At 38.1% G+C, this 23,891-nt stretch carries 24 protein-coding genes; 23 read left to right on the top strand and 1 reads right to left on the bottom strand.

All coding sequences use genetic code 11. From position 1 onward, the window contains the following. The first annotated feature begins 89 nt into the window (after window positions 1–89). The gene (locus C2I06_RS15675) at window positions 90–2,030 is read left to right on the top strand and encodes a beta-glucoside-specific PTS transporter subunit IIABC (RefSeq protein WP_123258379.1); all 1,941 of its coding nucleotides are present in this window, start codon (window positions 90–92) and stop codon (window positions 2,028–2,030) included. Window positions 2,031–2,347: 317 nt separating this feature from the next. Here the strand turns inward: C2I06_RS15675 and C2I06_RS15670 are convergent, their stop codons facing one another. After that, entirely contained in the window at window positions 2,348–2,788 is a 441-nt protein-coding gene (locus C2I06_RS15670; RefSeq protein WP_123258378.1) for an Lrp/AsnC family transcriptional regulator, read from the bottom strand. A 121-nt stretch (window positions 2,789–2,909) separates the two neighbouring features. Here C2I06_RS15670 and C2I06_RS15665 point away from each other — a divergent pair, with 121 nt between their 5' ends. The 22 genes from C2I06_RS15665 to C2I06_RS15560 all read left to right on the top strand — a co-directional run bounded on the left by C2I06_RS15665 (window position 2,910) and on the right by C2I06_RS15560 (window position 23,891). Further along, the gene (locus C2I06_RS15665; RefSeq protein WP_123258377.1) at window positions 2,910–3,326 is read left to right on the top strand and encodes a carboxymuconolactone decarboxylase family protein; all 417 of its coding nucleotides are present in this window, start codon (window positions 2,910–2,912) and stop codon (window positions 3,324–3,326) included. A gap of 201 nt (window positions 3,327–3,527) precedes the next feature. Further along, a complete protein-coding gene (locus C2I06_RS15660) occupies window positions 3,528–3,701 on the top strand; it encodes a YjfB family protein (RefSeq protein ID WP_082138312.1) in 174 nt (57 codons plus the stop codon). Between the two features lie 467 nt (window positions 3,702–4,168). Beyond that, entirely contained in the window at window positions 4,169–4,927 is a 759-nt protein-coding gene (locus C2I06_RS15655) for an IclR family transcriptional regulator (protein WP_123258376.1), read from the top strand. 152 nt (window positions 4,928–5,079) lie between these two features. Then, window positions 5,080–6,033: a sugar kinase gene (locus C2I06_RS15650; protein ID WP_123259166.1), complete on the top strand. Its 954-nt coding sequence runs from the start codon at window positions 5,080–5,082 to the stop codon at window positions 6,031–6,033. 21 nt (window positions 6,034–6,054) lie between these two features. Then, complete coding sequence (locus tag C2I06_RS15645; RefSeq protein ID WP_123258375.1) at window positions 6,055–6,693, top strand: bifunctional 4-hydroxy-2-oxoglutarate aldolase/2-dehydro-3-deoxy-phosphogluconate aldolase; 639 nt, start codon at window positions 6,055–6,057, stop codon at window positions 6,691–6,693. A gap of 14 nt (window positions 6,694–6,707) precedes the next feature. Then, a complete protein-coding gene (gene dgoD, locus C2I06_RS15640; protein WP_123258374.1) occupies window positions 6,708–7,856 on the top strand; it encodes a galactonate dehydratase in 1,149 nt (382 codons plus the stop codon). An 85-nt stretch (window positions 7,857–7,941) separates the two neighbouring features. Beyond that, window positions 7,942–9,252, top strand: a complete 1,311-nt coding sequence (locus C2I06_RS15635; RefSeq protein ID WP_123258373.1) for an MFS transporter — start codon at window positions 7,942–7,944, stop codon at window positions 9,250–9,252. 378 nt (window positions 9,253–9,630) lie between these two features. Beyond that, complete coding sequence (locus tag C2I06_RS15630) at window positions 9,631–10,443, top strand: creatininase family protein (protein WP_123258372.1); 813 nt, start codon at window positions 9,631–9,633, stop codon at window positions 10,441–10,443. Between the two features lie 26 nt (window positions 10,444–10,469). Beyond that, window positions 10,470–11,270 (top strand): ABC transporter ATP-binding protein, encoded by an 801-nt coding sequence (locus C2I06_RS15625; protein ID WP_123258371.1) that lies wholly within the window; start codon window positions 10,470–10,472, stop codon window positions 11,268–11,270. A 15-nt stretch (window positions 11,271–11,285) separates the two neighbouring features. Beyond that, window positions 11,286–12,623: an FAD-binding oxidoreductase gene (locus C2I06_RS15620; RefSeq protein ID WP_123258370.1), complete on the top strand. Its 1,338-nt coding sequence runs from the start codon at window positions 11,286–11,288 to the stop codon at window positions 12,621–12,623. Window positions 12,624–12,636: 13 nt separating this feature from the next. Next, window positions 12,637–13,485: an ABC transporter permease gene (locus tag C2I06_RS15615; RefSeq protein WP_123258369.1), complete on the top strand. Its 849-nt coding sequence runs from the start codon at window positions 12,637–12,639 to the stop codon at window positions 13,483–13,485. 48 nt (window positions 13,486–13,533) lie between these two features. Further along, window positions 13,534–14,529 (top strand): ABC transporter substrate-binding protein, encoded by a 996-nt coding sequence (locus tag C2I06_RS15610; RefSeq protein ID WP_095329659.1) that lies wholly within the window; start codon window positions 13,534–13,536, stop codon window positions 14,527–14,529. Between the two features lies 1 nt (window position 14,530). Next, window positions 14,531–14,782, top strand: a complete 252-nt coding sequence (locus C2I06_RS15605) for a hypothetical protein (protein WP_123258368.1) — start codon at window positions 14,531–14,533, stop codon at window positions 14,780–14,782. Continuing rightward, the gene (locus C2I06_RS15600) at window positions 14,725–15,852 is read left to right on the top strand and encodes an amidohydrolase family protein (protein ID WP_123258367.1); all 1,128 of its coding nucleotides are present in this window, start codon (window positions 14,725–14,727) and stop codon (window positions 15,850–15,852) included. Before C2I06_RS15605 ends, C2I06_RS15600 begins: the two co-directional genes overlap by 58 nt. A 21-nt stretch (window positions 15,853–15,873) precedes the next feature. Further along, window positions 15,874–17,112: an amidohydrolase family protein gene (locus tag C2I06_RS15595; protein WP_249928231.1), complete on the top strand. Its 1,239-nt coding sequence runs from the start codon at window positions 15,874–15,876 to the stop codon at window positions 17,110–17,112. A gap of 51 nt (window positions 17,113–17,163) precedes the next feature. After that, entirely contained in the window at window positions 17,164–17,400 is a 237-nt protein-coding gene (locus C2I06_RS15590) for a ferredoxin (RefSeq protein ID WP_123258366.1), read from the top strand. Between the two features lie 210 nt (window positions 17,401–17,610). Then, a complete protein-coding gene (locus C2I06_RS25315; protein WP_206427972.1) occupies window positions 17,611–18,498 on the top strand; it encodes a hypothetical protein in 888 nt (295 codons plus the stop codon). Between the two features lie 159 nt (window positions 18,499–18,657). Then, on the top strand, window positions 18,658–20,778 hold the full coding sequence (locus C2I06_RS15580; protein WP_123258365.1) for a BglG family transcription antiterminator: 2,121 nt from the start codon (window positions 18,658–18,660) through the stop codon (window positions 20,776–20,778). A 16-nt stretch (window positions 20,779–20,794) separates the two neighbouring features. Further along, window positions 20,795–21,235, top strand: a complete 441-nt coding sequence (locus C2I06_RS15575; protein ID WP_095329663.1) for a PTS sugar transporter subunit IIA — start codon at window positions 20,795–20,797, stop codon at window positions 21,233–21,235. Next, window positions 21,235–21,501, top strand: coding sequence for a PTS sugar transporter subunit IIB (locus tag C2I06_RS15570; protein WP_095329664.1), 267 nt, complete (start codon window positions 21,235–21,237; stop codon window positions 21,499–21,501). The genes C2I06_RS15575 and C2I06_RS15570 overlap by 1 nt, the downstream gene beginning before the upstream one ends. A 31-nt stretch (window positions 21,502–21,532) precedes the next feature. After that, on the top strand, window positions 21,533–22,828 hold the full coding sequence (locus tag C2I06_RS15565) for a PTS ascorbate transporter subunit IIC (protein WP_095329665.1): 1,296 nt from the start codon (window positions 21,533–21,535) through the stop codon (window positions 22,826–22,828). A gap of 70 nt (window positions 22,829–22,898) precedes the next feature. Further along, the gene (locus C2I06_RS15560) at window positions 22,899–23,891 is read left to right on the top strand and encodes a phosphotriesterase family protein (protein WP_095329666.1); all 993 of its coding nucleotides are present in this window, start codon (window positions 22,899–22,901) and stop codon (window positions 23,889–23,891) included.

Here is a 23,891-nt window from a genome sequence, read left to right as displayed (position 1 = left end):
TATTGTAAGAGATTTAGGTTTTTTTGTTTTTCATGATTCGACACGATTTGAAAATTTTGCTAAATAATACATGTTGGAGGTGTACCATCATGAAATATGAACAACTAGCAAAAGACATAATACAAAATGTCGGCGGGAAAGAGAATGTAAAGAGCGTAACCCATTGTATTACACGTTTACGTTTTAAGTTGAAAGATGAAAGTAAGGCAAACACAGAGGTATTAAAAGACATGGATGAAATTGTAACCGTTATCAAAAGCGGTGGACAATACCAAGTGGTAATTGGAAATCATGTGCCAGATGTCTACAAAGATGTTGTGGCAGCAGGCGGATTTTCATCATCAGCCCCAGTAGATCCAGAGGATGAAAACCAAGAAAAACAAAGCTTGTTCAATCGCTTTATTGATATTATCTCAAATATTTTCTCCCCAGTTTTAGGTTTGCTAGCTGCAACAGGTATTATCAAAGGTTTTAATGCATTATTCGTGGCATTTGGCTGGATCAGTAATGTACCAGTAAATGCTCAGACAGGGGCAGTGGAGTCTACCTATGGAATCTATGCCTTATTAAATGCGATAGGCGATGGTTTCTTCGTATTTTTGCCAATCTTCTTAGGTTATACGGCAATGAAAAAGTTTGGCGGAACACCTATGTTAGGGATGGCTATCGCTACAGCTTTGGTACACCCAACTCTTGTGGATATCAAAGCGCTTGATCCAATTATGACAGTTTTTCAAGGAACACTATTTGAATCACCAATTCAAATCGAATTTTTAGGAATTCCCGTTGTTCTAATGACTTATACATCTAGTGTTATTCCGATTATCTTAGCAACATATTTTGCGGCAAAAGTAGAAAAATGGTTAGCAAAGGTCATGCCAGCGGTGGTAAAAAGCTTTTTTGTTCCACTATTCACCTTGTTATTGATTGTCCCACTAACATTCTTAATTATTGGACCTGTATCAACATGGGCATCAAATCTTCTTGGTCAAGGAACTTTATGGATTTATGAAACTGTTCCAGCTATTGCAGGTTTGGTCATGGGTGGTTTTTGGCAAGTATTTGTTATCTTTGGTCTTCACTGGGGATTTGCTCCAATCGGTTACAATAACTACCCCGTATTAGGCTATGATAATTTCTTGATAATGGCATTTGCAGCATCGTTCGCGCAAATTGGTGCCGTCTTAGCTGTTATGCTTCTTACTAAAAATAAAAAGGTAAAATCATTAAGTGTTCCAGCCTTTATTTCTGGTATCTTTGGTGTAACAGAACCAGCAATTTATGGGGTGACACTACCACTTAAAAAGCCGTTTATTATCAGTTGCATAGGCGCAGGTATAGGTGGGGCAATCATTGCGGTCATGAATGCAAAATCATATTCTCCAGGTCCACTAGGAATTTTCAAAATTCCTACATTGATCAACCCGGAAAATGGTGTGGATTCATCCTTTTGGGGTGCGATGATTGCGATTGGTGTTGCATTTGTATTATCATTCGTTCTTACATTATTGTTTGGTGGTATTAATAAACAAGTAAAAGAAGTGGTTAGTGAAGGGAAAGAATTAATGAAAGGAGTAAGAAATGAAGAAATAGTTAGCCCGATTTCTGGTGAACTAATCTCTCTGAAAGAAATTCCTGATCAAGTTTTTGCTTCCGAATCAATGGGGAAAGGCGTTGGCATTATCCCTTCAGCAGGGCGGGCTGTATCTCCAGTAAACGGTATTGTTACGACTCTTTTCAAAACAAAGCATGCCATCGGAATTACATCTGACAATGGGGCAGAAATCTTAATTCATATTGGAATGGATACAGTCCAGCTGGAGGGTAAATACTTCACAGCACATGTAAAACAAGGAGATAAAGTGAGTGCTGGTGACTTGTTATTAGAATTTGATATGGAAAAAATTAGAGAAGAAGGATACAATCTGATTACTCCTGTTATTATTACAAACAGTGCAGATTATAAACAAATCGATACGATAAAGGAAAGGACAGTAAGTGAAAAGCAAGTTGTCATTACGGCTGTTTAATCAATATTGTCCAGAATAAAAAAATTAAGCGTTTTCTAAGTTGGTGCAGCTGACATTAGCTAGATGGTAGTAGCGATTTTGTTAGAAGCGTTTCCTAAAGCTAATGTTTTAACGGAAGAAATTTAACTATTGATTAGAAATACTAATAAATAAGAAGAGGGAAGGTCACCATATGAGGGGAACCTTCCTTTTTCTAATCGTGCGGGAATAGTGGACAAATTTCCTCAATAACAAGTGCGTTCTTACCGCTCCATATAAAATAAACACTTTTATCCATTTTAAGGGGGCATATCTCCTTAAACAAAATCTAAATAAAATCAGTCTGAATCAATCTTTAAATTTGTATCCACCTTTGAAAAAATAAAATGCGTTACAGTGTGAGCAAAAGGATTTACATCTTCAATAAATTGTTCTGCTTTGGCAAATGTATCGAATTGCATTTTTAGCATATAGCAGGCATTTCCAGCAATTCTGTAACAAAACTCTACATTTGGCTGCTCCTCAATATACCTTTTAAAAGAATTATAATCACCATTTTTGACTGTTGCTTCAATAATACATTGAATAGGAAGTCCAAGTTTACTGTAATCCACTTCTAAAGTATACCTTTTGATTATTCCAAATGACTCCATTTGCCTTACGCGTTCTGTTACAGACGGAGAAGATAAATTAATTCTTCTTCCAAGTTCACTCATCGATAATCGACTATTTTGGTTTAATTCATCGATTATTTTCTTATCAATTGAATCTATTTTCATTTTTAATAAAAAACCTCCATATTTGTTAAGATTGTAAAGTGTATCTATAAAAAATGTGTCATTTTTAATGGGATCCTTTCATAATCTCCAGTAAAATTAATTCTACAAGGAGGTAGTAAGGATGGCAAGAATTAATGAATCAAAAAACGGTGAAACCCCTTTTCAAAGACTCTTAGGATATAATCTAGATGTCTTAAATGGATGGAATCAATTAGGAGATGTGTTAGAAAAAGATTTGAATTTATCATCCTATCTAAAAGAACAAGTAAGAAGAACCTTAGCACAAAGCAATGGGTGTGAATATTGCAAGGCAAAGGGAAAACCTGAACCCCACTTGTTCGATGAAAAAACGTCGATTGCAGTAGGGTTTGCAGAAGCCTTTTTGAAGCAAAAAAGGGATATTTCAGATGCCCAATTCAATATAGTGAAAGAGTATCTTTCAGAAGCGGAAATCAGTGAGCTTATTGCGTTTATCACCTTTACTACCGCCTCCCAATATTTTGGCGCAATAATGAAATTAGAGCCTAAGACAACTTAATAAATTCAGAGGGACGGTTCGGCCGTTTAATTAATGGCAAGAAGATTGGAGATAAATAGAAATAAAGATAGAGAAACATACCGCAAAAGGGGATTTTTATTATAAGCAATTAAGGTATTACCAGGCTCTAAGTAATAGATTGGTAAAAATTTGTTTACAGTTATGTCTGGCAGCCGATAACAAGAAGAGGTGGTGAAAAAAATGGATATTGCTGCATTATCAATAGGAATGAAGCAAGCAAGCTTATCGCAAAATGTCGGCATAGCTTTAACAAAAAAGGCAATGGATACCGCTGAACAGAATAATGATCAATTACTAAAAATGCTAGAAGCCCCCCATCCCACACTAGGGAAATCAATTGATCTTTCGGTTTGATATTGGTATCCACGCCAAGCAGGTGAGGGCAAGGAAAAGGAACCATTTTCATGGTTCTTTTTTCTTTGTAGGTCAATTGTATCTTTATTATATATATCTATCTTTTTTCTTTTTTGGAAAAATTTATGAAAATTACTTAAATAAAAAAATGGATAATTGATAAAAAAGGGTTCCACGTCTTGGTTTAAGTAAATTTATAAAAACAAGGAACAATAGTATAACGCAAGAAGCTTTTAGTGAGTTAATCCAACTCTCTGAAGCTTCTTTTTTCTGAAACAAACTATTTTATTGGTGGGGTGTTATAGATTTAAAATTGCTTTCAAAGGATTTATTTTAGCGATTATTTTTTTGTTAGCGATTCCACAAAACATATTGACACTGCAAATAAGGGGTGATATTATGTATCGGAATTAATCACATATATGATTTTACATCACATATGTGATGTAAAAGAAGGAGAGGATTGGATGTCAGTTAAATCTGCCGAAAGGGTTCTGCGAATTTTTGAACTACTTGCCCATTATCCGGATGGGTTATCAATTAAAGAAATTAGTGAGAAACTTTCATTCCCGCAAAGTAGTACATCTAATCTCGTGGCAACGCTTTTGGAACAGAATTATCTAAGTATAGATGTATTGAAGCGATTTAAATTAGGAGCAAAATTAGTTCACATTGGTACGCTTGCTATGGAAAATATGGATATATCTATCCAAGCTAAGCCATATTTGCAAAAATTAATGGAAAATGTTCAAGAGACTGTATTTATGGCAACGCTTGCTAAGAATGAATTAGTTTATGTCCAAAAAATAAACAGCAATCGCTCCATCCGTACAACTGCCCAAACTGGCTATCGTAAACCATTGTATAGCACGGGGTTGGGGAAGACCTTTTTAGCTAATATGTCAGAAGAAGAGAGAAAGCGGATTTTAGACCAGATTGAACTTGTTCCGATTACAGAGAAAACGGTGACAGACAGAGCGGAATTAGAAAAAGAGCTTTATCAGTATTCGATGATTGGATATACGATTGATGATGAAGAAGGAGAAGATGGATTGTATTGTGTAGCGGCACCTGTATTTGGACCAGGACGCAAGCTGGAAGCAGCAATAAGTGTAGCAGGCCCAAGGGAAAGAATGCTTAAACAAAAAGAAGAAGTAGTAGAAAGAGTTCTTTGGACAGCGAAGAAAATATCGGAAAGCATGGGGTATATTTTATCCCACACTTAACGGACAGTAAGACTCAACCTTAAGGTTATGAGACTTCGGGGGGGATTTGTTGCAATCGACTATTCATAAAGTTCCGAATGTTCAATTAACTTTCAGTGGGATGTAGCCCCAAACTGATGGAAGTTTCACTTTATAAGAAACGAGGCGAAGAGATGGATGTTATTAGCATCGGTGAGACGATGGTTTTATTTACACCTAACACACTCGGTAAAATCCGTTATGCAAATCAGTATACTTCAAGGATTGCCGGTGCTGAGACCAATACCTTGATTGGTTTAGCAAAACTAGGCCATCAGGCTGGCTGGATTAGCCGGCTTGGCCGAGATGAATTTGGCGAGATGATTTTAAATACAGTTCGAGGAGAAGGAGTAGACGTTAGCAAGGTAGTTATCGATGAAAAAGCACCAACAGGAATTCTCTTTAAAGAAATCTTGAATCAGGATGCTGTCAATATTTATTACTATCGCAAAGACTCAGCTGCAAGCAGGTTAGCGCCAGCTGATTTAGATAGAAACTATATAGCAAATGCGAAATACTTGTATCTTTCTGGAATTACTCCTGCCCTTAGTCTATCTTGCAGAAAAGCTGTGTTTGAGTCAATTAATATTGCAAAAGACAACGGGTTAAAAATAGTCTTTGATCCCAATATACGCAAAAAACTTTGGGATGATGAGGAAGCAAGAGAAGTCATTCTGGAGATAGGGGCGAAATCTGATATTGTCTTACCAGGTATAAGTGAATGCGAATTTTTATTTGGCACGAGGGAATATGAGAAAGCCATTCGATCCTTTCACGAGATGGGTGTGGAAACAGTAATTATTAAACTTGGAGAGAAGGGTGCCTATTACTCTACTACTGATAGCAAAGGATATATTGATAGTTATCCAGTAAAAACAGTAATTGATCCAGTAGGTGCAGGAGATGGATTTGCTGCAGGCGTCCTGTCTGGGCTGCTTGATAAATTAACTATCAGTGAAGCAGTAAAAAGAGGCTGTGCCATCGGGGCCATGGTTTGTTCTACTAATGGAGATATAGAGGGACTTCCTAGCAAAAGGGAATTAAATCAATTTTTTCAATCCGACTTAGTCGATGAAGTGAATAGATAATAGAAGGGAAGCGGTAATAAGATGAGTACACTTCAGAAAATTTTCGATCATAAATTAATTGCCATCATACGAGGGGCCGACCCTGAGGATACATTGAAAATTGTTAAGTCCTTATATGAAGGAGGAATAAGAGTAGTCGAAATTACGATGAATTCGCCGAAAGCGCTAACAGCCATTGAAAGGGCAGCCGACGAATTTGGAGACAGAATGGCGGTAGGCGCTGGTACGGTGTTAGATGCAGAGTCTGCGCGAAGTGCTCTGTTAGCTGGTGCTCGATTTATTTTATCCCCGACTTATAAAGAGGAAACCATCCGGATGACCAAAAGATATGGTGCAGTTAGCATTCCTGCTGCTTTCACTCCAACTGAAATTTTGGAAGCTTACGAGTCTGGAGGGGATATTATAAAAGTATTTCCAGCCACTGCTGTAGGTCCGAAGTTTATCAAGGATATTCATGGGCCATTGCCGCAAATACCATTGTTACCAACTGGCGGAGTGGATTTAACAAATGTGAAGGAATACTTAGAAGCCGGGGCTGCAGGATTGGGTATTGGTAGTTCGTTAGTAGACACAAGAAAGGAAATAACGGAACAATACTTACAAGAATTAACTGAAAAATCAAATAAATTTACGTTGTTAGCACAAAATTATTCATTATAAGGAGTGTTTTTTCTATGAAAATAACAGGCTATGAATTATTCACCGTACAACCACGTTGGTTATTCTTGAAAATCGAAACAGATGAAGGAATTGTTGGATGGGGAGAACCAGTAATTGAAGGGAAAGCGGCTACAGTCAAAGGGGCTGTAGAAGAATTAATGACGCATCTAATTGGGAAAGATCCATTAAGAATTGAAGATCACTGGAATGTCATGTATAGAGGAGGCTTTTATAGAGGCGGTCCGATTCTTATGAGTGCTATCGCTGGAATTGATCAAGCACTTTGGGATATAAAAGGAAAATACTATGATGCCCCAGTCTATCAATTATTAGGCGGAGCATGCCGTGATTCTATCAAGGTTTATTCATGGATTGGCGGAGATCGCCCGAGTGATACAGCAAGAGCGGCAAAAGAGTGTGTCGATAAAGGATTCCAAGCGATAAAGATGAATGCATCGGAAGAAATGCAATACATAGATTCCTATGAAAAGGTGAATAAAGTACTGGAAAACGTGGCAGCTATTCGTGCAGCTGTTGGCAAAAATATCGGGATTGGAATTGACTTTCATGGGCGTGTGCATAAACCAATGGCAAAAGTGCTAGCTAAAGCATTAGAAGAATTTAATCCAATGTTTATTGAAGAACCAGTATTACCAGAAAATAATGAAGCATTAAGAGAAATTGCGTTATTAACGGCTATCCCTATCGCAACAGGTGAACGTATGTTTTCGAGATGGGATTTCAAATCCTTATTAAGGGATGGATATGTTGATATTATCCAGCCAGATTTATCCCATGCGGGTGGAATCACGGAATGCAAAAAAATTATCAGTATGGCTGAAGCTTATGATGTAGCAGCTGCACCACACTGTCCATTAGGACCGATTGCATTAGCAGCTTGTTTACAAGTAGATGCAACAGCACATAATGCCGTCATTCAAGAACAGAGTCTAGGTATTCATTATAACCAAGGCAGTGATTTACTTGATTATTTAAAGGATCCAACAGTCTTTTCCTATGAAGATGGTTATGTGAAAATTCCGCAAGGACCTGGACTTGGAATTGAGGTTGATGAGGATGTTGTTCGTGAAATGGCGAAAACAGGTCATCAATGGCAAAATCCAGTATGGCGTCATCGTGATGGAAGCGTGGCAGAGTGGTAAGGATGCTGGTTGTACGGCAGGGAGAAACTCCCTGCCGTAGAAAGAAAAGGATCGATAGTGAAAAGGACGATAGGAGGACTAAGATATGAAGAACAAAGCAACAAAGGTTCGCTATAGTGTTGTGTTTATGTTATTTATAACGGTTATTATTAACTATATGGATCGAAGTAACATTTCGATTGCAGCTCCCTTTATTACAGAAGAGCTAGGATTAAGTTCCGTGACAATGGGTCTTATTTTTTCAGCTTTTGGTTGGACGTATTGCTTGCTTCAAATTCCAGGTGGCTGGATGTTGGATAAACTAGGGAACCGTAATACTCATGCAATTGGGATTGCAGGATTCTCCCTTATGACTTTACTCCAAGGATTTGCAAGCGGTTTCTTAGGATTGTTTATATTACGAGTAGGTTTAGGAGTGTTTGAGGCACCAGCATTCCCGACAAATAGTAAGGTTGCAGCTAGCTGGTTTCCGGAAAATGAACGTGCAAGAGCAATTTCCATTTACACGTCAGGTCAATTTATTGGACTAGCATTCCTAACACCAACCCTTATTTTCTTCCAACAAACGTTTGGATGGAGAGGCCTGTTTATTGTTACTGGTATTATTGGACTTGTGTGGGCCGTTCTTTGGTTCATTCTTTATCGCGATCCAAGCAAAAGTAAAAAAGTGAACAAGGCCGAACTTGATTACATTCAAGCTGGAGACGGCTTTGTTGATGCAGCTGCTGATAAAGCGGACAAACCGAAAATCGGAAAGAAAGATTTAGCAACCGTCTTAACAAGCAGAAAGCTTTGGGGAATTTATATTGGTCAATTTGCAGTTAGCTCTACCCTATGGTTTTTCTTAACTTGGTTCCCTACCTATTTAGTCGAGTATCGTGGCTTATCCTTTATTAAGACTGGATTTTTAGCATCCTTGCCCTTTATTGCCGCATTCATCGGGGTCCTTTCCGCAGGTTTCCTTTCCGACTTCCTTGTGAAAAAAGGAGTGTCTAGTAATAAAGCGAGAAAAACACCAATAATCGCAGGTTTAATCTTATCTACCTCCATTATCGGAGCCAATTACGTGGATAGTCCAACCTTAATTGTATTGTTCATGTCTATTGCCTTTTTTGGTAACGGTTTCGCCTCGATCACATGGGTATTCGTTTCTCTATTAGCACCAAAACGACTAATCGGCATTGCCGGCGGCGTCTTTAATTTTATTGGGGGAACAGCCTCCATTATTATTCCAATAGTCATTGGCTTCTTAGTAAAAGGAGGTAGCTTTGCGCCAGCCCTTACATTCATTGCCTGCATCGCATTAGTAGGCGCCTTATCTTATATATTCTTAGTAGGAAAAGTCGAACGCGTACCTGAACGAACAGACAATGACAAAATAATTAACATCTCTTAAGGAGCAGGGGATAGTTCCCCTGCTTCCTTTTTTAATTCTTCTATTATTGCTTATTGCTATTTTTTCCTAGTCCTCTATCCTCGCAACTTTACCTTTTGCGCCAACTGATGATAAATTTCTAAAACAGAAGGAAGATATCGAATGAAAAGCACCTCCTTCATCTATAAATTATCCCAATATTCAAATTTGTTCAAAGTATACAAAATATTATGAAAATATCCACAAAACTGCTAATGTTTATTTGCAAAGTAACCACTAATATAAATATTATGTTTATGTTAGTAAATATAACATCAGCTGTGATGGTGTGGCATAAAAAGTTAATTTTTGGATAAGTGTAAGGGGAAATTGTAGTTTTCTTAAAGGAGATGGGAAAAAATGTTACATAGAAGATATAGCGGTCATGCATTTGAAAAAAGGTTTTTACCTAGATTGACATCCAAAGAAATCAAGGAATTAGATAAGGAAAATGCACTTGTTATTTTGCCGATCGGTGCAGTAGAACAGCATGGACCACATTTGCCTGTTTATACAGATACATTAATAGGCGAAGGACTATTAGTGGAGGCATTAAATTTAATCCCAGATGAGGATGTTTGGGTTTTACCTTCCTTACCATATGGAAAGAGTACAGAGCATTTAGGGATGTCAGGAACGATAACATTATCGGCAGATACTTTACAGGCTGTCATTCGTGATATTGCGAAAAGTATACGAGAAAGCGGATTTAAAAAATTACTTCTGTTCAATACGCATGGAGGGAATCATGATCTTCTAAATATGATGGCAAGAGAAGTACGGATTGAAACAGGGATGAATGTCTTTCGACTAAACCCTGATTATTCGGTCATACATTCCCTTATTTCTGATAAGGAACAAAAGTATGGGATTCATGGAGGCGAGGTCGAGACGTCCATGGTGTTAGCGTTAAAAGAAGCATGGGTGGACATGGAACTTAGTCCAACAGAGTTTGTCCACTTACCTGAAGATACACAGCATTTATATTTGAAAGGAAACAGTTACTTTGCGTGGGTGATGAAGGATATATCGGAAACAGGAATTGCGGGAGATGCTGCTAGTGCGACCATTGAAAAAGGGGAACAGATTCTTCAATTAGTTAGTGAAAGCTTTGCCGGTGCTATTAAGGAAATGATTCGTTTCGATCTTCGTACAGTCAAAAGCACAATATAATTCGAAAACTCAGGAGGAGGTTCTGTATGCAAAATACCAATGTGATGGAAGGAAAAAAACTGCATCCTTTAAATGAAACGATTGTTCATCTCCAAAATGTTAATAAGGTTTATCCAAATGGGAAAACAGCCGTTCAAAATGTCAGTCTCGATATTGAACAAGGAGAGTTTGTATCCTTTGTAGGTCCATCGGGCTGTGGAAAATCAACGATCTTTAAAATGATTTCAGGATTGATTGAGCATACAGATGGAGAACTGACGATTCTAGGGAAGAGCCCTCATCAAGCTCAAAAGCAGAGCACAGATGTATCCTTCGTTTTTCAAGATGCTACTTTATTGCCTTGGAGAAATGTAATGGATAATATTTTACTTCCACTCGAATTCCAACAGATTCCAAAAAAGCGAAAAGAGGAAATGGCAGAAAAAGTATTGGAATTAGTAGGATTAAAGGATTTCCGCAAAGCTTTGCCAAGGGAATTATCTGGCGGCATGAAAATGAGGGTATCAATTGCCAGGGCGCTTGTGGCGAAACCGAAATTACTATTAATGGATGAACCCTTTGGCGCTTTAGATGAAATTACGAGACAAAACTTGCAAACAGAGTTGTTAAAAATATGGGGAAAGGAAAAAATGACCGTTCTATTCATTACCCATAATGTATTTGAGGCTGTGTATTTATCAACGAAAATTGCCGTAATGACCCCTAGTCCAGGAAAAATTGAAAATACAGTCGAAGTGGACTTACCCTTTCCGAGAAATGCTGAATTAAGAACTTCCCATCATTTTAGTGATATAGCAGCAAAGGTTTCTCATTATTTACAATTTTAATAGGTGGTGATTTTTATGTGGTTAGATAAATTAATAGAGTTAGTGGGAGAAGAGAAGGTCATTGTAAGTGATAACTTAAGAGAACGATTGTCTAAGGATTATTACTGGTATTCGCCCGTACTATTCGAAGAATTAAAGGATAAAGTAGCTGATTGTGTAGTAAAACCGACATCGATAGAAGAGATACGAGGGTTGGTAACTTTTGCAGTCGAAAATAAAGTACCTGTAACGATTAGAGGAGCTGGAACAGGTAACTATGGGCAGGCCATTCCCTTAAAAGGCGGGATTGTGCTCGATTTAACGAAAATGGATAAATTACTAGAATTAAAAGACGATACTGTCAAAGTACAGGCGGGAATGCGTCTTGGCGCATTAGAAAAAAACTTACGAAAACAAGGAAAAGAACTAAGGATTTATCCAAGCACTTTTATGACTGCGACAGTAGGCGGTTTCTTATGCGGAGGTTCAGGTGGAATTGGTTCCATTCGGTGGGGGAACTTATGGGATGGTAATATTCTAGGTGTGACGGTGATGACTTTTGAAGGCGAGCCGAGAATCTTTGAGGTAGTAGGAGAGGAAATAGAGGACTATATACATAATTACGGGACAACCGGGATTGTGTTAGAAGCTATTTTACCAGTGGAGGAGAAGCAAGAGTGGACCCAGCACATCATTTCCTTCCCGACCTTTAAAGAGGCGGTGAAATTTGGGGATGAGTTAGCCCATAAGGAAGAGATAATAAAACGTCTCGTATCTGTGTGTGAATGGCCGATTCCTTCTCACTTTCATTCGCTAAAAGATGTTCTTCATGAGGGGAAATCTATTACGATGCTAGAAATAGAGGAGTCCTGTTTGGATGCGTTACAAAGCTTAGTAGATAAATATAAAGGAAGCACGGATTTAATGATACCTGCTAACAACTATCATAAAGGTTTAAAGGTATCTGATTTTACATGGAATCATGCAACACTTTGGGCTCATAAGCATGGTGAGAATATGACATACCTTCAAGCCAGATTTAAAGTGGATCGTATTTTTGAACAGATGGATACATTGAGGGCGGAATTTGGAGAGGAGATTCAATTTCACTTTGAGTATATCAAGATAAAAGGAAAAATTACTCCTGCCTCCTTACCAGTCATACTCTATCAGTCAAAAGAAAGATTATATGAAATTATTGATTTCTGCCGAACGATAGAAGTGGAAATTAATGATCCACATACGTACTTACTTGGATTTGGCGGTTATAATCTGAAAATGGAAAAGATCTTAATGAAGAAACGAGAAAATGATCCTTTCGATTTACTAAATCCAGGTAAGATTCCGGTGAAACAAGAATCAGAGATTATTTAAAAGGAGGGATATTATGGAACAAGCATCACAAAAGGTTACCGAAGTGCAGATAATAGGAATAAAAACGGATAAAAAATGGACGAAAGCGTTTAGCGTTTGGATTCCCCCTTTGATTGTATTTGTATTGTTTATGCTCCTTTGGCAATACGGTACCGTGCTATTTCAAATACCACCCTATCTATTGCCGAAACCAACAGATATTCTTCAAGCTTCACTAGAGAACTGGGAGAACTTGCGAAATGCAGTGACTAAAACGATTACTGCTTCTATCATTGGATTTATTTTTAGTGTGATTGGGGGAGTCATTGCAGCAATATTAATGGCTAGTTCGAAAATGCTGGAAAGAAGCTTGTACCCTTACGCCATTCTTCTCCAGACGATTCCGATTGTCGCGATTGCCCCGATTATTGTTATCTGGTTCGGATCTGGAACAAATGCGATTGTCATTATTGCCTTTACGATTGGATTTTTTCCAATGCTGTCTAATACCTTAGTGGGTTTAAATGCAACAGATCGAGGAATGATTAATCTACTAACCTTGTACCAAGCGTCTAAATGGAAAATTATGTGGAAGGTCCGCATTCCTTTTGCCCTCCCTTATATTATGGCTGGGCTGAAAATCTCCTGTACCCTTGCTGTGGTTGGTGCAATTGTCGGAGAGTATATTGCGGGTATTGGCGGTGGAGACGGTGGGTTAGGCTATGCGATTACCGTTGCCTCTAGTCGCATGGAAACAGCCTACTTATTTGCCTGTGGAATTTCTGCGAGTATTTTAGGGATTGCCTTTTTCCTGTTGGTCAATCTATTGTCAAAATGGGTTTTAGGATCCTGGCATGAATCAGAAATGAAACGAGACAATTAATAGGTATGTGATTTTTTACTAGATAATCGTAAAGGGGGAAATTAGTGAATGAGGAAAATAAAATCATCCAAAAAAATTGGTGTGTTCATCACTGCCATGTCTATGTTGCTGCTTACGGCCTGTGGAGATGCGAAGGAATCAGGCGGAAGCTCTAAGGATGGAGAATTAATGAAAGCTAAATTAGTTACAAATTGGTTTGCTCAGCCGGAGCATGGTGGGAACTATGCCGCCTTAAAACAGGATTTCTATAAAGAAGAAGGACTTGATATGACGATTGAGCCAGGCGGTCCGCAAATTTCGTCTACACAAATAGTCGCTTCTGGCAAAGCCCAATTTGGTTATACGCAAGCAGAGGATGTTCTAATCGCCAGAGATAAAGGAATACCTTTAGTAGCAATTGGCGCAATTTTTCAAAAAAGTCCTCAAGTATTAATAGGGCATGAAGGTGCATTAAAGGATTTCAAAGATTTAGATGGTAAAACAGTATACACAGCACCAGGCAGTGGCTATTGGGAGTATATTAAGAAGGCAAATGACTTAGAAGTGAAGGATATGGCTTATACCGGATCATTGGCAACATTTATTGATGACCCTAATGCCGTCACACAAGGGTATGTTACTTCGGAGCCTTATGTTTTAGAGCAGGATGGAGTAAAAACAGACTACTTATTCATTCATGACTCTGGGTTTGAAACATATGCCAATGTTATTTTCACGACAGAAGATGTAATTAAAGATAATCCTGAATTGGTTCAATCCTTTATGAAGGCGACGACAAAAGGCTGGGAATATTACCGCGACCATTCAGACGAGATTAATCCCTTCTTAAAGGAGAAAAATCCTGATTTATCCATGGAATTAATGGATTATGGAGCGAAAGCGGAAGAAGAATTGATTTTTGGCGGGGATGCAAAAGAGCATGGATTTGGTTATATGTCTGATGAGCGCTGGACAATGCTCCAAGATGAGCTGCTGGATCTGGGCATTATTAAAAAGAAAGAAGATGTTTCAAAAATATTTACGAATAAATATTTAGGTGAATAAGATGAAAGATATTCAATTGATCAATGTTTCTTTGCCATTGCTGAATATAGAAAAGCTTTATACCATTGTGATTCAAAACGGCATGTATACAAAAGTAGAACCACAAACCCAAAAGCGGAATGGGAATTTTTCCGTATTTAAAGACATTTGGAGCAGTAAGGAAGATCATCAACCAATAATAGATATGGGGGGAGAATTCTTCTTCCCTCTTTTATTGATATCCATACCCATCTTGATAAAGCATTCTCTTTAGAAACGGTGCCGAATAAGTCGGGCACGCTAATCGAGGCAATTAGAAATTATAGCGGAAAAGCGGCGTCTTTTTCCAAAGAAGAAATAAAACAGCGAGTGATGAAAGGCGTGCTTCAAGCACTTTCGCATGGCACCACACATATACGTACACATGTTAACTTTGAATGGAATATATCGAATGAGTTGGCATTAAGCCATCTGCAAGCAGTACTGGAAGCAAGAGATTTATTAAAGTCGTATGTGTCTATACAAGTTGTTCCGATGTTCTCAGACCTATCGGTGAAGTCGGAAAGAGAACGAGATGTATTGAAAGAAGCGATTTCCTATGGGATAGATGGCATTGGCGGAGCACCACATTTGTCACCGAACGCAACAAAAGATATCGATCAGCTGTTTGAACTAGCCGCTAAATATGATAAGTTCGTTGATCTGCATGTGGATGAACAGGATAATCCGGAAGTTTGTACAATTGAAAGAATTATTGATAATACGAAGAAATGGGATTTTCAAGGAAGAGTAACGACGGGGCATTTATGCTCTCTGTCTGCTATGACAGAGGAAAAGTCCGATCGCATTATAGAAGAAATGGCTCTTCAACATATCTACGCTGTCACTTTGCCTGGTGCCAATATGTATTTGCAAGGCAGAGGAGATAAGGGAATCGTTCGAAGAGGAATAACGAGAGTGCGTGAAATGCTACAGAAAAAGGTCGGATTAGCGACAGCCTCCGATAATGTGAGTGATCCCTTTCATCCTTTTGGTCGATTTGATTTATTGCAAATAGGATTGCTCACTGCCTATACAGCACATTTGGCGAGTGAAGAGGAGTTGATAGCTGTTTTAAATATGATAACTCAAACTCCGGCTGCTATTTTTGGGAAAAAGGCCCATGGAATAAAAGAAGGAGGGATAGCTGAGTTTGTGTTATTCGATGCTACAAATATATATGATCTTTTTGCGAATCTATCTCCCGCGCGGTATGTATACAAAAATGGTGATTGGATTAGTAGCTCCCAATTCGAGCATCGATTCGGCGAAGGCGGTTTAAGTAGATTAGTAGAGCTGGGATAAACAGATGAATGGAGTGAGAAGATGATGCTTGATTTAGTTTTAAAAAATGCTCAGCTTCCTTTTAAGGAAAATCCTACTAATATAGGTATAAAGGATGGAAAAATCCACTCCATTTCATCAAGCAATTTAATGGGGAAAGAGGAAATGGATTTAGAAGGAAATGTGTTACTGCCTCCTTTTGTGGAGATGCACACGCATTTAGATACGGTGCTGACAGCAGGGGAACCTCGGTTTAATCAATCTGGTACATTGGGAGAAGCAATTGATATTTGGTCTGTCAGAAAGCAGTTGCTGACTAAAGAAGATGTGAAAAATAGAGCATTCAAAGCTCTTAAAATGTTGATGGAATATGGCGTGCTATATGTGAGAGCAGCAGTGGATATTTCCGATTCTGACTTAACAGCTTTGCATGCCATCATGGAATTAAGAGAAGAGCTGAAGTCATTCCTTTCTCTTCAAATAATCGCTTTCCCGCAAAATGGAATTATTTCTTGTCCGGAAAATCAAGAGCGGTTAGAAAAAGCAATATTACTAGGAGCTGATGCAGTTAGTGCAGTTCCGCATTTGGAAAATACGAGAGAGGAAGGAATTCAATCATTGGAATTCGCTTTTTCTCTAGCCAAAAAATATGAAAAAGAAATTCATATTTTTTGTGATGAAGTCGATGATGAACATTCTCGTTTCCTTGAAGTTGTCGCAAGCCTGACAATGCAGGGGAAAATGGAGGGAAAGGTAACCGCTAGCCACGCTAATGCCTTGCTTTATTATTCAGATACCTATGCCAACAAAGTCATGTCATTAGTGAAAAAGGCTCAAGTTACAATTGTCTGCTGCCCATTAGTTAACACTACGATGCAAGGGAGAACAGATGCTCATCCAAAGGGGAGAGGTATTACACGTTTGAAAGAGTTAGCGGAATATGGCGTAAATGTATGCATTGCCCATGATGATATCCAAACTCCCTTTTACCCATTCGGAAATGGCAATATCCTTCAAGCAGCTCACATGGCTCTTCATTTAGCACATATGACTGGAAGAGAGGAGCTGAAGCAAATAGTGAACATGATTACGATTAATGGAGCACGAGCTTACTCTATAAAGGATAAGTATGGGATTGAAGTAGGAAAAGAAGCGAATTTTGCCTGCTTTTCAGTAAAAGATGTATATGAGATTTTCTTTAAGCAACCAAAATGCAGGTATTTATTTAGGAAAGGAGCGTTAGTGGTAGAGACGGTGCCGGAGAGAACTAGCTGGAAATGAAAAGATTAGGAGAGGAAGCTTGAGCTAGAAATGGAGGGAAGGGGGATAAGAATGGCTAAATATGTAATGGTTGATAAGGATACATGTATTGCGTGCGGAGCATGTGGAGCAGCGGCCCCAGAGATTTTTGATTACGATGAGGAAGGATTATCAGAGGTGATGATAGATCATAATACAGGAACAGTAGCGTTAGCAGATGAATTATATGATGATTTATTAGATGCAGTTGATGGGTGTCCGACTGGGTCTATTTTGGTAGAGAATTGTCCGTTTGGTGAGGAGAGTTGATGTTTGTTAATGTGTTTATATTTTTTGAGTGTAGAGCTTCTGTTATGAGAAACTGAATTAAGGCATCCCTGTCTAAATTTAGATGGGGATTAAATTTTGTTTGTAAAGCCCAGTTATTAGTGAATAGGGTTGTTTTAAATTTATTAATAAGGTATAAATATAGATAACTACATAGAATTTCTAAGTATAGAAAAGAAGAGGACTGATACAATGACAAAAACAAAATGGCTCTTAGCTTTACTAGCTGCAATGGATATAACACTACTCATCATGCACTATACAGGCTATTATTTTATCTTTCTGCTACCAACTGGGTATATCCTCCCATTCTGTCTTAACATTCTGATTTTAGTTATAATGGGATTTCGTTCCACTCGTAGACGTTTCTTTTGGGGGATTATTATTTTAATGTTAAGTATTCCTATTTTACTTTTATACGCGCTAATGAATTCCCTTTTGGAAAACAATTATACGACCATTGATTCCCCTTATAACAGGCAGTCGTTAGTGATTGAACATCGGAACTTTACCCTTGGTGAAACCACTTATTCTTATGAATTCTACAAAACAAAATTCGGACTAATTGGCAAGCATCTGGAGGGTCAATCCATTAAAGTAATGGTTCGTTCTTCTGACATGGGAGATGAGGGAGATGAAAGTGCCATTGGGTGGAAAAACGCCCAATGGATTACAAAAGATATGGTTCGTTTTCCAACTTTAGAGGGAGAAAAGGATGTTTATTTAAATCCCACTTCTATCCGTAATAATCCTCTCCAAAATAAGAAGGAAGAAAACCAATCCTTTTCGTCAGAAATGAAGGAAAAGATTGAAACCTTTATGAAAATGGCTGAGAAGAAAGAGGATGGACAAGCGATAGAGATTAATGGTAATCGCTTAGAGGTTCGTTATGATAAATCAGCGAATGAAAGCTGGATAGAAGTTGAAAACGACAAGGAGTCAGGAGCGATCCCAAGACAGCAGTGTTCTCGGATAGTGAGGAATGAAGAGAACGGCTATTATATGCTGGAGGAATGTACACATAGATGGGAATATCGGTTGTATCCATTGGAGAATGGGGAAGAGCGTATATACAGATAAATATTTGTTTTCGGATCATGCTGATTAACGAGTACGATTTTGCACAAAAGCTGTTGATTATAATCGGTCTTTCCAGATAAATCGTTAAGAGGTAGAATCAAGCTAAGCAATTGCCCTTTATCTTTTTGCACATTTCTTAAGTGCGAGGAGGAATATGACATGTCATTAGATAAACGCAGTACTGCGATATTAATGCAACTCATCCATGCAGACTCGTATATGTCTGTGGAAGAATTAACAGAGAAATTAAATGTTTCCCGCCGAACCATCTATTATGATATAGAGAAAATAAATGACTGGCTCGAAAGCCTTGGAATCGACAAGGTGAAAAAAGTGCGGAGTGCGGGATTTATTCTTGCAGATCAAGTGAAAAAGCTTATTCCAACCAATATAAAGAGAGTACAAGCCTGGCATTATGAATATTCACAAGATGAACGCAAGGCATGGATTGCTATTTATATCTTAATGGGTGGAAAACGATATTTTTTGGAAGACCTAATGGAAAAAACTAGAGTTAGTAGAACGACTACTATTGAAGATATTAAATCTTTAAAAGCTGACATTCGCTCTTTTCATCTTCATTTGGATTTTGAGCGGAAGCAAGGATACACCATATCAGGGGATGAAACGGAAGTTCGGAGAGCAATTGGCTATTATTTATCGATTGCCATCCCCGTCCAAAACCACCATTCATTAGTAGCTGCTCTACAAATTCAACTTAGCGATGCCAAAAACAGTGAGCAACTTTTAACATTGCTAAAACAGGTTTATCATTTACTGTTCCAAAGCGAAAAAGAATTAAATATTAAGTTTACCGATAATATGCTTTACAGCTTAAGTTTGCGATTTATGTTATTTAGCATGAGAATAGCGCAAGAACAATATATAAAAATGGATGAAGTGGAAAAGGAAGTATTACGGAACACGAAAGCATTTTTGGTTGCAAAACAAATTTGCAGGGAACTCCAACGTATATTCCAAACAACCTTTCCTGAAGATGAGCAGATTTACTTAACCACTTACTTATTAGGGGCACGAGTTAATTATTCGGAAGAAGATTTAAATGATAATATCCTTTCAGAAGAATTAATGAAGGTTGCCAAAATAATGACGAATCAATTTCAAATCCTTGCCTGTACCTTATTCGATGATCAGGAAACACTGGTGAAAAATCTTGTTCTTCATTTAAAACCTGCTTTTTATCGAGTCAAATATGGACTTGATGTCGAAAAAAATATTGTTGACTCTGTTAAATCCCAATTTGAAGAGGTGTACTTCCTCACACAGAAAGTAATTGAGCCCTTCGAAAAGTTAATTGGGAAGCAGCTACCAGAAAATGAAATCGCTTATATTTCTTTTCACTTTGGAGGCTGCTTACGGAGAGCTGGGACAACATTAATTTCTAGAAAGAAAGCATTAGTCGTGTGTGCAAATGGGATTGGCACCTCTCAAATATTAAAACAGCAATTAGAAGGGTTATTCTCAACAATCGATATTACTGATTCTGTTTCCGTTAGAGATTATGAGGAGAAGAACTATCATGTTGATCTTATCTTTTCCACAACAGCGATTCAGAAAAAGGACACTCCAGTTTTTATCGTCAGTTCTATTCTATCGGATGCCGAAAAGGAAAGCTTATTAAAAAAGGTAAACGCTATCTTTAATAGCACGCAAAAGCAGCATCTTGCGACAAATAGAATTATCGATGTGGTGGAGCGATATGCAACGATACATCAAAAAGACGAGTTAATGAAGGAATTAAGACAATATTTAAATAGTCCAGATATGACGATAACCGAAGCCTATAAACCAAACTTATTTGATGTTTTAAAAGAAGAGCATATCCAGACAACTTTAAATGTTCCAAATTGGAAATCAGCTATTAAATTAGCGGCTCGCTCCCTGATAGAAGGCGAATATATTACGGAAGCATACCGAGATGCGATGATTTCAAAAATTGAAGAGTATGGACCTTATATTGTTATTTCACCAAAGGTAGCGATTCCTCATGCTAAACCAGAAGATGGCGTCAAAAAACTAGGCATCAGTTTATTGAAACTGGAAGAAGCTGTTTCTTTTTCAAATGATGAAAAGCATGATGTTTCCTTAATCATTACATTGGCTCCTTTGGATCAAGAATCACATCTCAGGGCTTTATCCCAATTAACAGGATTATTTTCCAAAAAAGACACAGTGAACAGATTAATCAAACTTCAAACAGCACAGGATATCTATCAATATATGAAACAATCCTTAATTGATCAGCAATTGGTTAACTAACATGGAGGTGTGATACATGAAATTTTTGGAGAAATCTCTAATTGCTTTAGATGTAGAAGCTGGATCACCGGAAGAGGCTATTATTAGCACGGGGAAGCTTCTAATGAATAGTAAACTTGTTGAAGAAACTTATATACATGCTATGGTGCGTTCATTTCAAACAAATGGCCCTTATTTTGTTCTTGCGCCAAATATAGCGCTACCTCACGCAAGACCAGAAGATGGTGTGAAAGAGGCATGTGTATCATTTGTCAGACTAAAGACACCAGTTAAATTTGGTCATTCTTTTAACGATCCAGTGAGGTTAGTATTCGCTTTAGGTGCTTCCTCTAGTACTGAGCATGTTACCGTGCTGCAAAAATTAACGGCACTTCTATCAGATCAAGAAAATGTAGAAAAACTGCTGAATGCACAAAGCTATGAAGAGATTAAACCATTAATAGGAGGACAAATCTAATGAAAATTTTATGCGTATGTGGATTAGGACAAGGAACAAGCTTGATTTTAAGAATAAATGTAGAAAATGTGCTGCGCCAAATGGGGATAGACGCAGATGTAGAGAATACAGACGTTTCCAGTGCTTCTGCCGAGCGTCCTGACTTTATCATTACAAGTAATGAACTATCCCAGTCATTAGCAGGACATTCCTCTAAAATCATTATCGTTAATAATTACTTTGATACAACTGAAATTAAAGCAGCTCTTGAAGCAAATATCGTTTAATAAATCCTAAATAATAGAGGAGGAACAAACAATGGAGGTCATTCAATGGCTAGCATCTAACTTCTTCGGAATCCCAGCAATTTTATTAGGCTTTATTGTGTTGCTTGGTTTGATCTTACAGAAAAAGAATACAAGCCAGATCATCAGTGGTACATTTAAAGCAATGATTGGTTTCTTAATCATTAATGCCGGTGCAGGTGTTATTACTGGTTCCCTTGGAGTATTTGAACCGATGTGGAGTGAAGTATTTGGGATTGAAGGAGCAGAATTTAGTTCCTTTATGGGGCAAGAAGCCTTCAATGCGAAATACGGCTCAGCAGTTACATTAGCGATGTTTATCGGATTTGTCATTAACGTGTTATTAGCAAGATTTACTCGCTTTAAATATATTTACTTAACAGGGCATATGATGTTCTGGACAACCATGATATTTGCTGGTGTCCTTATTGATACAACAACAAATATTCCATTCGCAGCTTTAGTTCTTATATTATCCGTATTTATGGGAATTTATTGGACCTTCCAGCCAGCTATTGTCCAGCCGTATATGCGGAAAATTACTGGACATGACCAAATAGCGCTGGGACACACTTCCGCGCTCGTTGCATTACTAGCATCTTGGTTTGGAAAGTGGTTTGGCAATAAAGAAAATGATGCGGAAAAAATCAAATTGCCAAAAGGTCTTGAATTTCTTAGAGACTCCAATGTTATTACTGCCCTGACAATGAGTATTCTCTTCGTAATAGGTGCTGTTATTCTGTCTCTAAAAGATACACCTGCTGCAGATGCTTTAGTTGCTCAAGCTGGCGATCAGAATTTTATCATGTATGCCATTATTCAATCCTTTACCTTTGCAGCTGGTATTGCTGTTGTCCTTTTCGGGGTGAAAATGTTTATTGGTGAGATTGTTCCTGCCTTCAACGGAATCGCTACGAAACTAGTTCCTGGTGCAAGACCTGCATTAGATGCACCTATCGTATTCACTTATGCTCCAAATGCCGTTATTCTTGGATTCCTTGGCGCATTTGCTGGCGGTATCATCTGGCTAATTATTTTAGGGCAAACAGTAGGATATGTGTTTGTGCCAACAATGATTGTACTATTCTTTCATGGAGCAACTGCTGGTGTTTTTGGGAATGCAACTGGCGGCGTCCGCGGCGCTCTAATGGGTGGCTTCATAACAGCAACCGTTGTCGCATGGGGACAATACTTAATGGTGAAAACGCTGATTGCTTCGACGATTCCAGATACCGCCATGTGGGCTGCGGATTCTGATATGTTCATCTTAGGACCATTATTCAGATTGATCGGGATGCTCTTTAATTAAATAACAATTATATAATCCGACATTGATTCATATGTCGGTTTTTCACTTAATCGATCAGGAGGTAAATGAAATGAGCTTTATTCGGACGTTAAGAGGAGATATTCAGCCTAAAGAGTTAGGATTTACTTATTCACATGAACATATTGTTTGCCGTCCAGCTTATTGGGCTGAAAGAGATGCAGATGATTTACTGTTAGATGATAAAGAAAAATCGAAAAAGGATGTGGCTGATTTCAAACGCCACGGTGGCCAAGCAATTGTCGATGCTACAGCCGTTGATTATGGTCGCGATGTGCAGGCGGTAAAGGAAATTGCAGATGAGCTGGATCTCCACATTATCGGTACAGCTGGTTTCAACAAGAGCTTTCTTTGGGATGGAAAGATTAAAGAGGAGCTCAAACCGCTTATTGGAAATTACGATACTTATGCAGAATGGATTGATCAAACAAGTATAAATAAACTAACGGATTTTGTCATTAGAGAAGTAGAAGAAGGACTGGAAGGCACGCCCTTTAAAGCAGGACAAGTGAAATTCGGGACAGGCTATAACCGAATTACTCCCTTAGAAGAGAAGACTTTACGTGCAGTAGCAAGGGCACATCATGAAACAAAAGCTCCAATCCATTCCCATACTGAAGTTGGCACGATGGCATTAGAGCAAATCGAACTATTAAAATCAGAAAATGTCAATCTGGAATTCTTAAGTCTAGGACATATGGATCGTAATCCAGATCCATCTTATCATGAAAAAATAGCGAAAACAGGAGCGCTTTTAAGCTTTGACGGGATAGCGAAAATCAAATATGCACCAGAGTCGCTAAGAATTGAGTGCATTCTACATTTAGTAGAAAAGGGCTATGAAAATCAAATCCTCATTTCTGGTGATACAGCTCGTAAAAGCTATTATAAGCATTATGATTACGGCTTAGGTCTCGAATACATTATTGCCAAGTGGGTTCCTAGATTCATCGAGGAAGCAAATCAAAAAGGCTTTAATGGGGAGCAGCTGGTTCATAAATTCTTTGTAGAAAATCCAGCGAGATGCTTTACATTTAAAAAATAA

This window comes from Niallia circulans (genome assembly GCF_003726095.1).
GTDB classification, from domain to species: Bacteria; Bacillota; Bacilli; order Bacillales; family Cytobacillaceae; genus Niallia; species Niallia circulans_A.
This window is presented reverse-complemented; position numbering and strand designations above follow the sequence as displayed.

Coding starts and splice junctions, on each gene's coding strand:
- C2I06_RS15630 (WP_123258372.1), top strand. CDS start 9,631: ATGTTACATAGAAGATATAGCGGTCATGCATTTGAAAAAAGGTTTTTA.
- C2I06_RS15615 (WP_123258369.1), top strand. CDS start 12,637: ATGGAACAAGCATCACAAAAGGTTACCGAAGTGCAGATAATAGGAATA.
- C2I06_RS15595 (WP_249928231.1), top strand. CDS start 15,874: ATGATGCTTGATTTAGTTTTAAAAAATGCTCAGCTTCCTTTTAAGGAA.
- C2I06_RS15570 (WP_095329664.1), top strand. CDS start 21,235: ATGAAAATTTTATGCGTATGTGGATTAGGACAAGGAACAAGCTTGATT.
- C2I06_RS25315 (WP_206427972.1), top strand. CDS start 17,611: ATGACAAAAACAAAATGGCTCTTAGCTTTACTAGCTGCAATGGATATA.
- C2I06_RS15620 (WP_123258370.1), top strand. CDS start 11,286: ATGTGGTTAGATAAATTAATAGAGTTAGTGGGAGAAGAGAAGGTCATT.
- dgoD (WP_123258374.1), top strand. CDS start 6,708: ATGAAAATAACAGGCTATGAATTATTCACCGTACAACCACGTTGGTTA.
- C2I06_RS15665 (WP_123258377.1), top strand. CDS start 2,910: ATGGCAAGAATTAATGAATCAAAAAACGGTGAAACCCCTTTTCAAAGA.
- C2I06_RS15655 (WP_123258376.1), top strand. CDS start 4,169: ATGTCAGTTAAATCTGCCGAAAGGGTTCTGCGAATTTTTGAACTACTT.
- C2I06_RS15605 (WP_123258368.1), top strand. CDS start 14,531: ATGAAAGATATTCAATTGATCAATGTTTCTTTGCCATTGCTGAATATA.
- C2I06_RS15565 (WP_095329665.1), top strand. CDS start 21,533: ATGGAGGTCATTCAATGGCTAGCATCTAACTTCTTCGGAATCCCAGCA.
- C2I06_RS15590 (WP_123258366.1), top strand. CDS start 17,164: ATGGCTAAATATGTAATGGTTGATAAGGATACATGTATTGCGTGCGGA.
- C2I06_RS15560 (WP_095329666.1), top strand. CDS start 22,899: ATGAGCTTTATTCGGACGTTAAGAGGAGATATTCAGCCTAAAGAGTTA.
- C2I06_RS15645 (WP_123258375.1), top strand. CDS start 6,055: ATGAGTACACTTCAGAAAATTTTCGATCATAAATTAATTGCCATCATA.
- C2I06_RS15635 (WP_123258373.1), top strand. CDS start 7,942: ATGAAGAACAAAGCAACAAAGGTTCGCTATAGTGTTGTGTTTATGTTA.
- C2I06_RS15580 (WP_123258365.1), top strand. CDS start 18,658: ATGTCATTAGATAAACGCAGTACTGCGATATTAATGCAACTCATCCAT.
- C2I06_RS15660 (WP_082138312.1), top strand. CDS start 3,528: ATGGATATTGCTGCATTATCAATAGGAATGAAGCAAGCAAGCTTATCG.
- C2I06_RS15625 (WP_123258371.1), top strand. CDS start 10,470: ATGCAAAATACCAATGTGATGGAAGGAAAAAAACTGCATCCTTTAAAT.
- C2I06_RS15670 (WP_123258378.1), bottom strand. CDS start 2,788: ATGAAAATAGATTCAATTGATAAGAAAATAATCGATGAATTAAACCAA.
- C2I06_RS15650 (WP_123259166.1), top strand. CDS start 5,080: ATGGATGTTATTAGCATCGGTGAGACGATGGTTTTATTTACACCTAAC.
- C2I06_RS15610 (WP_095329659.1), top strand. CDS start 13,534: ATGAGGAAAATAAAATCATCCAAAAAAATTGGTGTGTTCATCACTGCC.
- C2I06_RS15575 (WP_095329663.1), top strand. CDS start 20,795: ATGAAATTTTTGGAGAAATCTCTAATTGCTTTAGATGTAGAAGCTGGA.
- C2I06_RS15675 (WP_123258379.1), top strand. CDS start 90: ATGAAATATGAACAACTAGCAAAAGACATAATACAAAATGTCGGCGGG.